Genomic DNA, 13,988 nt, shown 5'->3' with positions numbered 1-13,988 from the left:
CAACTTATTGAACGCGGCGGCGTTTCTCTGTCGGGCGCCGGCGTCGTGGCGCCGCGGCTCGAGGGGTCCGATGAATCCTGCGCCTGCCGAGCGGATGGGGCGGATCTACTGCCCCGATTGCGGTCTCGCCCAGACTCTGCCGCCCCTGCCGGCCCATTCCGTCGCCGAATGCGGACGGTGCGGCGCCGTGCTGTTGCGGCGCATTCCCGGCGGTGCAGGCGCCGCACTGGCCTTGGCGCTCGCCGCTGCCCTGCTGCTGCTGCCGGCCAATCTCGAGCCGCTGATGGTCGTGCGGTTCGAGGGCGCGGAGCGGTACAATCTCACGGCGACCGGCGCGTGGGCGCTGTGGAACGACGGCTATCCCGGGCTCGGCACGCTCGTCGGCCTGTTCAGCGTGGCGGCACCCATCCTGTGGCTCGCGGCCCTGCTGCCGTCGCTCACCCTCGTGCTGCGCGGCCGGCGCCTGTCGGATGGGACCCGGTCCTGGCTTGGCTGGCTGTTCCGCCAGTCGCTCCGCCTGCGCCCCTGGGCGATGACCGAGGTGTATCTGCTCGGTAGCGTCGTGGCATATACCCGCGTCCGCGACGTCGCCCAAGTCGAGATCGGCTTCGGCGGCTGGGCCTTCCTGGCGTTCGCGCTGACCGTGCTCGCGGTCGATGCCGTGCTCGATCCGCGCGCGGTCTGGCGCGCGATCGGGCCGGGCTCGGTTGCCGGCAGCGAGACGGGCGACGTGATCGACTGCCACGGCTGCGGCCTCATGGCGCCGCTCACGGTCGAGGGCGCGCGCTGTCCGCGCTGCGGCACGGCACTCCATTGGCGCCGGCCCGATGCGTTCAACCGTACGGCGGCGCTGACCGCAGCTGCCTTCTTCCTCTACATCCTCACGAACATCCTGCCGATCCTCAGCATCGTCCGTTTTGGGCGCGACGAGCCGTCGACGATCTTCGCCGGCGTGCGCGAGCTTATCCAGCTCGGGCTCTGGCCGCTCGCCGCGATCGTGTTCGTGGCCTCGATCGCGGTGCCGCTCATCAAGCTCTCGGGCCTCACCTGGTTCTTGCTGGCGATCCGGCGCGGCTTCACCCGGCAGGTCATGCTCCGGACCCGGCTTTACCGCTTCATCGAGGGCATCGGCCGCTGGTCGAACATCGACGTGTTCATGATCTCGATCCTGACGGCACTCGTGCAGTTCGGCAGTCTCACCCGGGTCGAGGCCAAACCGGGGGCGGTCGCCTTCGCCGCGGTCGTCGTGCTGACCATGCTCGCCTCCCGGTCGTTCGACGCCCGGCTGATGTGGGACGTCGTGGAGGGCAGCGATGAGTGAGCGCGAAGGAACCGCCCGTATTCGCCGTAGCCACCTCCTGGCGCTGGTCTGGCTGGTGCCGATCGCGGCCTTCCTGGTCGTGGTCTGGGTCGGCTTCCAGACCTTTGCCGAGCACGGGCCGACCGTGACCATCACCTTCGCCTCGGCCGATGGGCTCGACGCCGGCCGGACCAAGATCCGGCACAAGGCGGTCGATATCGGTACGGTCAAGAGCGTGGTGCTGACCAAGGACATGAGCCATGTCGAGGTCACGGCGGTGCTGGATCGGCAGATCGAGGACCGGGTCACGACCAACGCCCGTTTCTGGGTCGTCCGGCCGCGCGTCTCCGCCGCCGGCATCACCGGCCTCGCCACGCTGGTCTCGGGCGCCTACATCGAGATGGACCCGGGGCCGGCGGACAAGAAGGGAGAGCCCGCCGACCATTTCGCCGGCCTCGAGGAGCCGCCGGTCGTCGACGAGGAGGATGTGCCCGGCACGCGCTTCACGCTCCATGCCGACGACCTGGGCTCGCTGGCCCAGGGCTCGCCGCTCTATTTCCGTGGCATCAAGGCGGGCGAGGTGCTGGGCTTCCAGCTGGGCAAGCAGGCGAGGCAGACCGACATCTTCATCTATGTCCGGGCGCCCTACGACAAGCTCGTGCGGCCGAAGAGCCATTTCTACAACGTGAGCGGCCTGTCGATCTCGGCCGGGGCCGGCGGCATCCGCGCCAGCACGCGCTCGGTCGAAGCGCTCATCGTCGGCGGCGTCGGCTTCGACACTTCGGACGCGGCCATGTGGGACCCGCCAAGCCCCAAGGACGCCGAATTCTACCTCTTCGGCAGCGCAGACGAGGCGAGCCATCAACCGGCGGGGCCGACTGTGACCTACCTTGCCTATTTTTCAGGCAATGTGCACGGTCTGGGTAACGGCGCCGCCGTCGAGCTCGAGGGCTTGCGGGTCGGGCAGGTGACCGATGTGCATCTCGACTATGATCCGAGCAGCGACACCTTGCGTGTGCCGGTCACCTATCAGCTCGACTTGAGCCTGCTGCCCTTCCGTGCCGACAAGAACGCCGACGGCAAGGAGGCGCCGGCCGACCTCGTCAACCAGGCGATGGACCGGCTGGTCAAAGAGGGCCTGCGCGCGCGGCTGGGCTCGGCGAACCTCTTGACCGGCCAACGCTTGATCCAGCTCGAATTCCTGCCCGACCAGCCCCCGGCGACGATCGACTATAGCGCCGCTGCGCCGCAGATCCCGACCGTGGCCTCCGGCGATCTCGACCAGCTGTCCGCCTCGGCCAGCGCGTTCACGGACAAGCTCGCGAAGCTGCCGATCGCCGAGATCGGCGCCGGGCTGCACGACATCGTGAGCCATCTCGACCAGGCGACCGCCGGCCCGGAGCTCGGGCGGGCCGTGAAGTCGCTCGATCGATCGCTTGCCAATCTCGACCAGATCACCCAGCAGGCGAGCAAGGAGGTTGGGCCGGCGCTCGCGAGCCTGCGTCGCACCGCCGACGCGGCCGACCAGACGCTCGAAGCGGTGCAGCAGCTGGTGGGTGCCGGCGGCGACCGCAGCCGCGACCTGCCGGCGCTGGTCCATGAACTGACCGATGCCGCACGCTCGCTTCGCGCACTCGCGGATTATCTCGACCGGCATCCGGAGGCGCTGCTGCGCGGCCGGACGGCGTCGGCACCGTAGGGGAGGGGCGATGCACGGACGCAATTTCGCCGTTGTCGGCCTAGTCTCGCTGCTCGCCGCCTGCGCCAGTGCGCCGGTGCGCTTCCATACGCTCGATCCCGTGGCGCCGGCGAGCCCGCTGCCGGCTGCACCGGCGCTGCGCGTGCCGGTCCGGCTCGTGAGCGTGACCCTGCCGCCCGAGCTTGACCGCCCGCAGATCGTGCGGCGCGCCGGACCGGGTCGGCTCGACGTCGCGGATGACGACCGCTGGGCGGGCGGGCTCGACGAGCTGGCGCGGCGGGCGCTCGCGGCCGACTTGGCGGCACGCCTGCCGCCCGGTGCCGTCGTGCCGCCGGACGACCCGGCGCCGCCGCGGCTGCTGCACGGGCTCGATGTGGTGATCGAGCGGTTCGAGGGCACGACGACGGGTGAGGGCGGCGGGCCGGTGACGCTCGAGGCGCGCTGGACCCTGCTTGGCGGTGCCCCAGGCCAGGCGCTCGCCCGGCATGACGAGCGGATCGAGGTGCCGGCCAACACGAGCAAAGACGGTATCGACATCGACGACACCGTCACCGCCATGAGTGTGGCGCTGGGCCAACTCGCCGAGCGGATCGCGCGGGAGATCCGCTAGTCTTTCGCCCGCGTGAGCGTGGCTCCGGGCAATTTGCCGTCGGAACCGGGAAGAACGTGCCGGGTTCAAATGTTAACGTCCGGGCCACATCTGATGGGATGCCGCAGATGGATCCGAGCGTCGGCGGAAGCACCGCCGATGCCTCGGATCGAAGGATGGTCCCGGGGTGGCACAAGCCCCCGGGTCGAATGGCTCGGGCGGTGTGACAAGCGGAATATTTGTCGAGGCGCGCCCGGTGCCCGGCTCGGTTGCGGTGGCACGCAACTTGCGGAATCCCCGATGAGCGCAGACGGTCCGAACCGCCGGCGCACCGACGGGAGAGATGCGATGTTCGCAGCTGGCTCACACGACGCCAAACGCACGGCGCTTCTTTGGAAGGACTGGCTGGATCTGCAGGCGGACCTGCGGCGCTGGACCAGGGCCGAACGGGTTTCGGCCGGGCTGATCGCTGTTGCCTTCGCACTTCTGCCCGCCACGCTGGCTCTGCTCGCCTGAGAGCGGACGCCATGGAACCTGATCGTCATCAACTTTCTGATTCCACGGGGGTATTGGATATGCGGCTCGTCTTTGGACCCGTCCTGAAGCAGCGGGAAGGCTATGCTTACGACAGTTGGGTGCCGGCGCAGGGCGTGCGCCGCAGCTATGCCTACAGCCGCATCGAAGATGCCTATTATGCACTCAAAAGCGCCATCGAAGAGGCGGCGGGCGGTGGCTGCACCGCGCCGGTCGTCTGCCGTACGAGCGACGAGTTCCGCTTGAACGTCGACGGCGCGTGGTTCGTGGCCGCCTGATTTCTTCCTTGCAAAATACCCGGCAAAATTCCCGTTCGAGTGGCAAGACGCCAAACCGCCGGTAGCCGATGCCGGCGGTGCACGGGGCCGGGCCGGCTGGCCGTCATCCCAGCCTCGTGCCCACCTCTGTCCCGGGCCGGCGCGGCTTCAAGCGAACCCAGCACAAATCACCCCTGCAAAAGTGACAGGCTGCCTGTGCTTGCCTATTGCTGCACTGCAATGTAATGAGCTTGATGCCTGATTAGGGCAGCCTGGTCTCCCCTTTCTCCCGTGAGTTCGGCAAGACATGAGCAATCTGCAGAAGCAGCGCGTTCTCGAAGTGCATCATTGGACCGATACGCTCTTCAGCTTCAAGGCGACCCGCGACCCGTCGTTCCGGTTCCAGAACGGCCAGTTCACCATGATGGGCCTGGAAGTCGACGGCCGCCCGCTGCTGCGTGCCTATAGTCTCGTCAGCGCCAACCACGAGGAAAATCTCGAGTTCTTCTCGATCAAGGTCGCGAACGGTCCGCTGACCTCGCGCCTGCAGCATCTCAAGGTCGGCGACGAGATCCTGGTCGGCCGCAAGCCGGTCGGCACGCTGCTGCTCGACAATCTGCTGCCGGGCAAGACCCTCTATCTGCTGTCGACCGGCACGGGCCTGGCGCCGTTCCTGGGCGTCATCAAGGACCCGGAGGTCTACGACCGCTTCGAGCGCATCGTGCTGGTGCACGGCTGCCGCTTCGTGGCGGAACTCGCCTACCAGGACCTGATCACCAAGGAACTGCCGGAGAACGAGTATTTCGGCGACATCGTGCGCGAGAAGCTCGTCTATTACCCGACGGTCACCCGCGAGGAATACCGCAACACCGGCCGCATCACCGCACTCATCCGCTCGGGCAAGCTGTTCTCGGACATCGGCCAGGCGCCGTTCGACCCGGAGTTCGACCGTGTCATGCTGTGCGGCAGCCCGGCGATGCTGAAGGACATTCATCAGATCCTCGACGAGCAGAAGTTCGTCGAAGGCTCGAGCTCGTCGCCCGGCCATTACGTCATCGAGAAGGCGTTCGCCGAGCAGTAAGCGCCGACAGCGCCGCACAGGCCTTCGAAACGGGCGTCCGGGCAACCGGGCGCCCGTTTTGTTTTTGGGGCCGCTCAGGTCTTCACAGCACCGTGTCCATATAGTATGCATAGCCTATGCATGAATTGTTGGCTAACAAGCTCGCAGCCCTGGCAACTGCCGTCACTGACCGGACGGACATGGCCTTCGGGCCGGCGCGCTCGCGCTCGTCGGTGGCGGCCTTGCAGACGCTGCTTCATTGGGGGCCACTTACCGCGACCGAACTGGCGCGCATTCTGGGCGTCGCGCAGCCGACCATGGTACGGGTGGCCGGCAGCCTGATCCGTGAAGGGCTGGTCATGCGCCGCGACAAGGAGGCCCGCAACGTGGCGCTCGAGCTGACCCGCGCGGGGCAGAGCGAGGCCGAGCGCCTCCGGCGCGTTCGCTTGGTGGAGATGGCGCAACTCCTCGGTGCCCTCGATGGCGAGCAGCGGCGATCGCTCGACGGGCTGGTCGATCTCCTGCTCGCGGCCGCGACGAACGGGCGCGCAACCGCGCGCTGCATCTGCCGTTTCTGCGCCCATGGCATCTGCGAGGGGGCGGCGTGCCCGGTCGGCTCCCGGGCGACGGTCCTCGACGGTGAGTTCAAGGAGAGGCGACGTGACGATCCTGGAGCATGAGGGCGTTCGTCCGAGGATAGACCCGACCGCGCGCGTCGCGCCCACGGCTACCATCTGCGGCGATGTTTCGATCGGCCCGAACACGTCCGTCGGCTTCGGCGCGGTCGTGGTCGCCGAGAGCGGCCCGGTCCAGATCGGTGCCAACTGCGTCATCATGGATACCGCGGTCCTGCGCGGCATCAAGGGCGCGCCGCTCACGATCGGCGACAATGTGCTGGTCGGGCCGCGCGCCTACCTCACGGGATGCACGATCGAAGATGACGTGTTCCTGGCGACCGGCTCAGCGGTCTTCAACGGCGCCCATATCGGCGGGAAATCGGAAGTGCGCGTCAATGGCATCGTCCATCTGCGGACGCGGCTGCCCGAAGGGTCGATGGTGCCGCTCAACTGGATCGCCGTCGGCGATCCGGCGGTCATCCTGCCGCCGGACCAGCATGAGAAGATCTGGGCGATCCAGAAGCCGCTCGACTTCCCGCGCTATGTCTTCGGCGTCGAACGGCCGCCGGAAGGGGAGACGATCATGCCGACGGTCATGCCGCGCTACGCCCGCGCGTTGCGGCGCCGGCACGCGGCGGACCGCGAGATCGGGCCCTGAGTGTAACGGCGCGAGATCGGCGCCGTGAAGCGCCTCAGATCCCCGCGTACCATTCATAGCCGCGATCTTCCCAATAGCCGCCGCGGCCGCCATGCAGATCGGCGAAGCTTCGCACCAGCTCGATGCGCATGAGGTATTTCGCCATCTTGTAGCCGAGCTGCCGTTCGAGGCGCAGCCGCAACGGCGCGCCGTGGGGAACGGTCAGCGGCTTGTCGTTCATGTCGTAGGCAAGGATCGTCTGCGGATGTGCCGCGTCGATCAGGTCGATGCTCTCATAGTAGCGGATGCTCTCGGGATCGACCCAGAACCCGCCGCCGTCGTCCAAGGCGTCGGCGCAATGGAACACGACAAAGCGTGCCTCAGGCCTGACGCTGGCGCGCGACAGGATCTCCGAGAGTGGCACGCCGGTCCATTTGCCGATGCCGCTCCAGCCCTCGACGCAGTCGTGGCGGGTGATCTGTGTGCGGGCCGGCAAGGCGCGCAGTTCCTCGAGCGACAGCGACAGCTCTTGCTCGACGAGGCCGTCGACCTTCAGGCGCCAATCCGTGAATTGATTGCCGGCGAGATCGCGATATGCCTCGTCCTGCGGGTCGGTCGAGCCATTGGCACGAAAGACCGGCGAGATATCGGCCTCGCCATATTCGGGTGCCAGCCGGTCGGCGCCGATCAGGAGGCGCTGCGCCCGGTATGTCAGGCCGTTTGCGGCATCGAGCACTGAACGGGTGTGCCGCTCGATCGAGAGGCGGTCGCAGCCCGACACCGCGAGGCCGCCGAGCGCCGCAAGTGCCTTCAGCAGGTCGCGGCGATAGAGACGATTACCGCGCATCGGTCGCCCCCGGTTTGCCGAGATCGTACCAGCCGGTGATCATCGAGCGCAGGTTGTTCCAGACGCCCGAGACCAGCACCATCACCAGATGCACGATGACGAAAAGCACGAGGCCCGATGCGGCAGCGAAATGGATGAGCCGCGCCGTCTGGCGCCCGCCGAAGAGTGTCAGAAGCTGCGGCACGGCGCTGTCGATGCCGGGCGACATGGTGAGGCCGGTGAGGACCATGAGCGGGAACAGCCCGAAGACGACGAGGAGATATGCCAGCTGCTGCAGCACGTTGTACCGCTTCGCCGCCTCGCCGCGCGGAAAGCGCAGGCGCAGATGGTCAAGGACCTCTCGCCCGACATGGCGAAGCGCCGCACGGCGGGGGAGCAGATCCCTGCCGATATGCCGGCTCGCGAAGCCCCAGGCGAGATAGGCGAGGCCGTTCGGCACCAACAGCCAGGCGAAGAAGAAATGCCAGCGCCGCCCGGTCGCAAGATCCTGGTAGCTCGGGATGGTGATCCAGCTTGGGAAGGCGCGCGGCGAGATCTGCCCAGCCTCGCGCGAGGCGCCGAGCACGCCCGTCGTGTCGAAGGAATGGCCGAGGATCACTGTTTCGCCGACGATGCCATGCTCCGACGGGCGCGCCAGGATCGACAGGGTCGGATGGTCGAAATCGGAGCGCTCGCCGACATAGAGCGCCGGATGGGCGTTGAAGATCTGCAGCCCGCTCATCAGCAGGAGCGTGAAGCAGACGACATTGATCCAATGGGTGACGCGCACCAGCCCGGCATGGCGGCGGTACCGGCGTTCGGCGCCAGGCGTATCGGGGGTGAGGACGGCGGCCATGTCGTACTCCGCGGGCGCACATGCTTTGCGCGTCGATGAACGGCAAAGCATGTGCGCGTCATAGACGAACCAGGTGATCGCAGAATGATTGCCGGTTGATCGCCTACTTCGCGGCGGCCTCGATTACTTTGGCGACGGCGGACGGCTGAGAGATGAAGACGGCGTGACTTGCGCTCACTTCGGTCACCTTGGCGCCCGAGCGCTGATACATCCAGCGCTGGAGTTCGGGGCTCACCATGTGATCCTGGGTGGTCAGGATGGCGTAGCTGGGTTTGGTGCGCCACGCCGCCACGGAGACAGGCGCCCCCAGAGCCTTCTCGGCGAGCTGCTGCTGCGAGTCCGCCAGGAATTGAGCCTCCGGGGCCGGGACATCCGCGGCATAGGTTGCGGGGAATTTCGCCGGCGGGAGGAAGAAATACTTGTCCGGCGTGTCATGATTGGCCGTGGCCCGCATGGCATCGTTGGGCGCCGCGAACTTCGACAGCAGTTGACCGCTCGCTTCCCCCGCGTCGGGCTGGAGGGCGGCCACATAGACGAGCGCACTGACCTTCGGGTCGGCGCCGGCCTCCGTGATCACGGAGCCGCCATAGCTGTGGCCGACCAGCACGACGGGACCCGCCTGCTGATCGATGGCGCGCTTGGTGGTCTCGACGTCCTCGGCAAGGCCGGTGAGCGGTTCCTGGACGATCGTCACATGGAAGCCGTCCTTGGTCAGGATGTCGTGGACGGCCCGCCAGCCGGAGCCATCCACCAGCGCGCCATGAACGATGACGATATCTTTCGCCGGCGGGTTCGGCGCGGCGTGAGCCATCGTGCCGCCCGTGGCAATCATGAGGGCAATCGCAGAAGTCTTTCGCAACATGGACATTTAAGTCTCCAAGGATATTTCGATTTGCCCGTCGTTTCGCGCGACCATCTCGGTGACGGGCGAGCGGGGATGGTGTCAGGTCGGCTGATTCTTCATGCCCAGGATGTCGACGGGCTCGACCGACGGCGGGCTTGCCAGCAGCTCGTCGACCCGTGACATCAGGGCCTTGGCCATGTCGCCGGCGAGGTGCGCCTGGCGATGCTCTTCACTCGCAAAGGCGTCGAAAACGCCGAACGTCGTCGGCGAGAGCTTGAGGGCGAACCAGATCGGCGTCGCCACCTCCTGATTCGTCAGTTCAAGGCCGGCGGCAAGGAAGGCCTCTACCGCCTGCTCCATGCCCGGCTTGGCTTCGAGCCGGACGAACAATCCACACTTGATCATTTTTTCCTCTCCACTAGGTGCTCGCTGAGCGCTCCAAAGTGGGGGGACCTTACTGGGGGAGCCTTGCCGGCTGTATTGGCAGGATTGCCAAGTTTGATATCGATTGAGCCACATCATTCCTGCTTATGGCGGACCCTGGGCTCGGGCAGCCGGGAGGCGCAAGCTGAGTCTGGAAGCGTGTTTGCTCTATTGGCAATAGTGTCTATTTTGATATCGTATTTGCCATGCACATCCATGTCCTTGCCCTCGACGGCGTGTTCGACACTGGCCTCGCCACGGTTCTCGACGCCTTCGGGATCGCCAATGCACTGGCGGAGATGACCGGCGTTTCCTCGCTGCGCTTCCAGACGACGGTGGTGGGCCTCGCCAAGACCGTCACGACCGCACAGGGCCTGAGCATGCCGGTGACCGCGGCGGCGCGCGCTGAGACACCGGACGTGGTGGTGATGCCTGCCATCAACCGGATCATGCCGGACCCGCTGATGCAGGCGCTGGCCAGCGGCGAGGTGCGCGAAGCCGGCGCGGTGCTGCGCAAATGGTCGGGGCTGGGCGCGCAGACCGCGGCGGCCTGCGTTGGCACTTTCGTGCTGGCGGAAGCGGCCCTGCTCGACGGTGAGCAGGCCACCACGACCTGGTGGCTGGCACCACTGTTCCGGCAGCGCTATCCGCAGGTGCAGTTGGACGAGACCCGTCTCATCGTGCAGTCCAATGCGGTCGTCACTGCCGGCGCGGCGCTTGGGCATCTGGACTTGGCCCTGACCCTGATCCGGCGCGCCAGCCCGGAACTCGCCAGCGTCACGGCGAAATACCTGGTGGCGGACACGCGCACGTCGCAGGCAGCCTATACGATCCCCGGCCACCTGGTTCACACCGACCCACTGGTGCACAAGTTCGAGCGCTGGGCGAGGGAACGTCTGGCCGAGGGCTTCTCGCTCGATCAGGCAGCGGCCGCGCTTGCCACCAGCAAGCGCACGCTTGCGCGCCGGATGCAGGGCGTGCTGGGCAAATCGCCGCTTGATTACTTCCAGGACCTGCGGATCCAGCGCGCCGTGCACCTGCTCGAGACCAGCCAAGCGAGCGTCGATCAGATCGCCGCCGAAGTCGGCTATGCCGAAGGTGTCACGCTGCGCGTGCTGCTGCGCCGGAAGCTTGGCCGCGGCGTGCGCGAAATCCGCCGCAGTCTGTAAGCTCCGTACCGGCGAACCTGCCGCGCCGGCAAAGAAAAGGGCGGTGCCGCGGCACCGCCCTTTCCCATTCGAACCGCTCGCCCCGAGCTTACACGATCGCCGGGCTGGGCAGTTCCGCCTCCGGCTTTTCCTCGTGCGCCTTGTGATGGTCGCCCGCGATCAGCATGTAGACCGCCGGCACCACGAACAGGGTGAACAGCGTGCCGATGGTGAGGCCGGCTGCGATGACGAGGCCGATGTTGAAGCGCGAGACCGCACCGGCACCGCTCGCGATGATGAGCGGGGCGACGCCCAGCACCATCGCGGCGGTGGTCATGAGGATCGGCCGGAGACGGATGCCGGCGGCGTACTCGATCGCCTCCCGCTTGCTACGGCCCGCGGCCTGCGCCTCGTTCGCCACCTCGACGATCAGGATGCCGTGCTTGCTGATGAGGCCGATGAGCGTCACCAGACCCACCTGGGTATAGATGTTGATGGTGGCGCCACCGATGCCGAGGCTCAGGAACACGAGCGCGCCGGCGATCGACATCGGCACGGAGACCAGGATGATCACCGGGTCGCGGAAGCTCTCGAAGAGGGCGGCCAGCGACAGGAAGATGATGATGATCGCAAGCCCGATCGTCGTGAAGAAGCCGCTCGACTCCTGGATCGCCTGGCGGGACGGGCCGCCGTAGTCGATCGTGTAGCCGGCCGGCAGCGTATCCTTGGCGATCTGCTGCAGGGTCGTGAGCGCATCGCCCATGGACACGCCCGGCGCCATCACGCCCTGGATCGTGGCGCTGTTCAGCTGCTGGAAGTGGTTGAGCGATTCCGGCACCGTCTTGGTCGTGATCTTGGCGACGGTCGACAGCGGGATCGGCGTGCTCTCGCCGTTCTTGATGTAGTAGTCGAGCAGCTGCTGCGTCGTCTGGCGCGACTGCTGCTCGACCTGCGGGATGACCTTGTAGGACCGGCCGTCCAGGCTGAAGTAGTTGACGTAGCCGCCGCCCAGCATCGCCGCCATGGCGCTGCCGATGTCGCTCATCTTGAGCCCCAGGTCGGCCGCCTTCTCGCGATCGATGTCGATGGTCGATTGCGGCTGGTCGATCTTGAGATCGGTGTTGAGGAAGATGAACTGGCCGGTCGCGAGCGCCTTCTGCAGGAAATCCTGGGCGATCGGATTGAGCCGATCGAAGGACTCCGTCGAGTTGATGACGAACTGGATCGGAAGGCCGTTCGAGCCGGGCAGGGACGGCGGCTGGAAGGCCACGATCTGCGAGCCGGCGATGCCGGCCAATGCGCCCTGCACGATCGGCTGCAGTTCGTTCGTCGTCCGGGTGCGCTCGTCCCATGGCTTCGTGACCATGCCCGCGATCGACTGGCCGGGCGCGTCGATCTGGAACACGTGGTCGGTTTCCGGGAACTTCGCGAAGGTCTCGTACACCTGGCGGTTATAGAGCTGGCGCTGCTGCAGGGTCGCGGTCGGCGCGGAGGTGACGAGGGCGATCACGACGCCCTGGTCCTCCTGCGGCGCCGGCTCCTGCTTCGCACCCTGCCACAGGGGCACGATCGAGCCCAGGATGATGAGCGCGAAAACATAGGTCACGGGCCGGAAGTTGAGCGCGCCATGCAGCGAGCGCTGGTACCAGCGGCGGATGCCCTCGAAGCGGCGGTCGATGAAATCGACGATCCGCTCCTCCCAGCCGCTGCGGTCGTGGCTGTGCGCCTTCAGGATGCGCGAGCACATCATGGGCGTGAGCGTGAGCGCCACCACGGCCGAGACCGTGACCGCACCCACGAGCGTGAAGGCGAACTCGGTGAAGAGCGCGCCGGTCAGCCCGCCCTGGAAGCCGATCGGGACATAGACCGCGATCAGCACGACGGTCATGGCGATGATCGGTCCGCCCAGCTCGCGCGCCGCCTGAATGGCGGCGCCCATGGGTTTCATGCCCTCCTCGAGATGGCGGTTGACGTTCTCGACCACGATGATCGCGTCGTCGACCACGAGGCCGATGGCCAGCACCAGGGCGAGGAGCGTCAGCAGGTTGATCGAGAAGCCGAAGGCGGCCATCAGGATGAAAGTGCCGACGAGCGACAGCGGGATCGCGACGGTCGGGATCAGCACCGAGCGCGGCGAGCCCAGGAAGATGAACACGACCGCCGTCACGATCAACAGCGCCTCGCCGAGCGTGTGCTCGACCTCGGTGATCGAGCTGTTCACGAACGCGGTCGAGTCGTAGACGATCTCGCCGTTCAAGCCGGTCGGCAGCTGCGAGACGATGTCGGGGAAGACCGCGCGCACGCCGTCGACCACCTGCAGCAGGTTGGCGGCGGGCGCCACCTGGATGCCGATATAGACCGCCTGCTTGCCGTCGAAGCCGACGGTCGATTCATAGGTGTCGGCGCCGAGCGTCACATTGGCGACGTCCTTGAGCCGCACGATGGCGCTGTTCGCCTGCTTCAGGATCAGGTTCTTGAACTGGTCGACCGAATGCAGGCTGGTCGATGCGCTCAGGTTGACCTGGATCATCTGGCCCTTGGTGTTGCCGACGCCCGAGATGTAGTCGTTCGAGGCGAGGGCGCTCGAAACGTCGGCGGCGGTCAGGCCATAGGCCGCGAGCTTCACCGGGTCCAGCCAGGCGCGCAGCGCAAAATTCTGCGAGCCCAGAAGCTCGGCCGTCTGCACGCCCTCGACCGCCTGCAGCTTCGGCTGGACGACGCGGACCAGGTAGTCGGTGATCTGGTTCTGCGCCAGCACGTCGGAATTGAAGCCGATGTACATGGCGTCGATGGTCTGACCGACCTTGACCGTGAGCGTCGGCTGCTGGGAGCCGGACGGCAGCTGGTTCAGGACGGAGCTCACCTTGGCCTGGATCTCGGACAGCGCCTTGTCGGAGTCATAGTTGAGCCGCAGGTTGACCGTGATCGTGCTGACGCTGTTCTGGCTCGTCGACGTCATGTAGTCGATGCCGTTCGCCTGGGCGATGGCATTCTCGAGCGGCGTCGTGATGAAGCCGGCGATGACGTCGGGGTCAGCGCCGTAATAGGTGGTGCTGACGGTGACGATGGCGTTCTGCGTCTGCGGATATTGCAGGATCGGCAGCGAGAACGCCGCGCGCAGGCCCAGGACCAGGATCATCAGGCTGACGACCGAGGCCAGGACCGGGCGGCGTATGAAGAGATCAGTGAAATTCATCG

General features: G+C 66.7%; 14 protein-coding genes. 9 read left to right on the top strand and 5 right to left on the bottom strand.

Annotated features, from left to right (window positions below; genetic code table 11):
- Positions 1 to 70 precede the first annotated feature (70 nt).
- From IEY58_RS18615 to IEY58_RS18580, 8 genes are all read left to right on the top strand, one after another.
- Positions 71 to 1,321 (top strand): paraquat-inducible protein A, encoded by a 1,251-nt coding sequence (locus IEY58_RS18615; RefSeq protein ID WP_189048478.1) that lies wholly within the window; start codon positions 71 to 73, stop codon positions 1,319 to 1,321.
- Entirely contained in the window at positions 1,314 to 2,999 is a 1,686-nt protein-coding gene (locus IEY58_RS18610; RefSeq protein WP_189048476.1) for a PqiB family protein, read from the top strand. The genes IEY58_RS18615 and IEY58_RS18610 overlap by 8 nt, the downstream gene beginning before the upstream one ends.
- 10 nt (positions 3,000 to 3,009) lie before the next feature.
- Positions 3,010 to 3,609 (top strand): PqiC family protein, encoded by a 600-nt coding sequence (locus tag IEY58_RS18605; RefSeq protein ID WP_189048474.1) that lies wholly within the window; start codon positions 3,010 to 3,012, stop codon positions 3,607 to 3,609.
- Positions 3,610 to 3,888: 279 nt separating this feature from the next.
- Complete coding sequence (locus IEY58_RS18600) at positions 3,889 to 4,104, top strand: hypothetical protein (RefSeq protein ID WP_189048472.1); 216 nt, start codon at positions 3,889 to 3,891, stop codon at positions 4,102 to 4,104.
- Positions 4,105 to 4,115: 11 nt separating this feature from the next.
- Positions 4,116 to 4,400 carry a hypothetical protein gene (locus tag IEY58_RS18595; protein WP_189048470.1) on the top strand — a complete coding sequence of 95 codons (285 nt, stop codon included), beginning with the start codon at positions 4,116 to 4,118 and terminating at the stop codon, positions 4,398 to 4,400.
- 286 nt (positions 4,401 to 4,686) lie between these two features.
- On the top strand, positions 4,687 to 5,460 hold the full coding sequence (locus IEY58_RS18590; protein ID WP_189048468.1) for a ferredoxin--NADP reductase: 774 nt from the start codon (positions 4,687 to 4,689) through the stop codon (positions 5,458 to 5,460).
- 128 nt (positions 5,461 to 5,588) lie between these two features.
- Positions 5,589 to 6,119, top strand: a complete 531-nt coding sequence (locus IEY58_RS18585; RefSeq protein WP_189048466.1) for a MarR family winged helix-turn-helix transcriptional regulator — start codon at positions 5,589 to 5,591, stop codon at positions 6,117 to 6,119.
- Positions 6,100 to 6,714: a gamma carbonic anhydrase family protein gene (locus tag IEY58_RS18580; protein ID WP_229743810.1), complete on the top strand. Its 615-nt coding sequence runs from the start codon at positions 6,100 to 6,102 to the stop codon at positions 6,712 to 6,714. Before IEY58_RS18585 ends, IEY58_RS18580 begins: the two co-directional genes overlap by 20 nt.
- Positions 6,715 to 6,748: 34 nt before the next feature.
- On the opposite strand, the gene IEY58_RS18575 is transcribed toward IEY58_RS18580, so the two are convergent.
- The 4 genes from IEY58_RS18575 to IEY58_RS18560 form a co-directional block, all read right to left on the bottom strand.
- Entirely contained in the window at positions 6,749 to 7,540 is a 792-nt protein-coding gene (locus IEY58_RS18575) for a molybdopterin-binding protein (protein ID WP_189048463.1), read from the bottom strand.
- A complete protein-coding gene (locus tag IEY58_RS18570; RefSeq protein ID WP_189048461.1) occupies positions 7,530 to 8,375 on the bottom strand; it encodes a cytochrome b/b6 domain-containing protein in 846 nt (281 codons plus the stop codon). Before IEY58_RS18570 ends, IEY58_RS18575 begins: the two co-directional genes overlap by 11 nt.
- Before the next feature lie 103 nt (positions 8,376 to 8,478).
- Positions 8,479 to 9,243, bottom strand: a complete 765-nt coding sequence (locus IEY58_RS18565) for an alpha/beta fold hydrolase (RefSeq protein ID WP_189048459.1) — start codon at positions 9,241 to 9,243, stop codon at positions 8,479 to 8,481.
- A gap of 75 nt (positions 9,244 to 9,318) precedes the next feature.
- Positions 9,319 to 9,609 carry a putative quinol monooxygenase gene (locus IEY58_RS18560; RefSeq protein WP_229743809.1) on the bottom strand — a complete coding sequence of 97 codons (291 nt, stop codon included), beginning with the start codon at positions 9,607 to 9,609 and terminating at the stop codon, positions 9,319 to 9,321.
- 239 nt (positions 9,610 to 9,848) lie between these two features.
- Between IEY58_RS18560 and IEY58_RS18555 the strand changes: the two genes are divergently transcribed.
- The gene (locus IEY58_RS18555; RefSeq protein ID WP_189048455.1) at positions 9,849 to 10,811 is read left to right on the top strand and encodes a GlxA family transcriptional regulator; all 963 of its coding nucleotides are present in this window, start codon (positions 9,849 to 9,851) and stop codon (positions 10,809 to 10,811) included.
- Between the two features lie 88 nt (positions 10,812 to 10,899).
- Here IEY58_RS18555 and IEY58_RS18550 read toward each other — a convergent pair whose 3' ends face one another.
- A complete protein-coding gene (locus IEY58_RS18550) occupies positions 10,900 to 13,986 on the bottom strand; it encodes an efflux RND transporter permease subunit (protein ID WP_189048453.1) in 3,087 nt (1,028 codons plus the stop codon).
- Positions 13,987 to 13,988: the final 2 nt, after the last annotated feature.

The sequence above is a fragment of the Aliidongia dinghuensis genome (assembly GCF_014643535.1).
In the GTDB taxonomy this organism is placed as follows: Bacteria; Pseudomonadota; Alphaproteobacteria; order ATCC43930; family CGMCC-115725; genus Aliidongia; species Aliidongia dinghuensis.
Note: the sequence above shows the minus strand (reverse complement) of the source record. Positions and strands in the feature narration are given on the sequence as shown.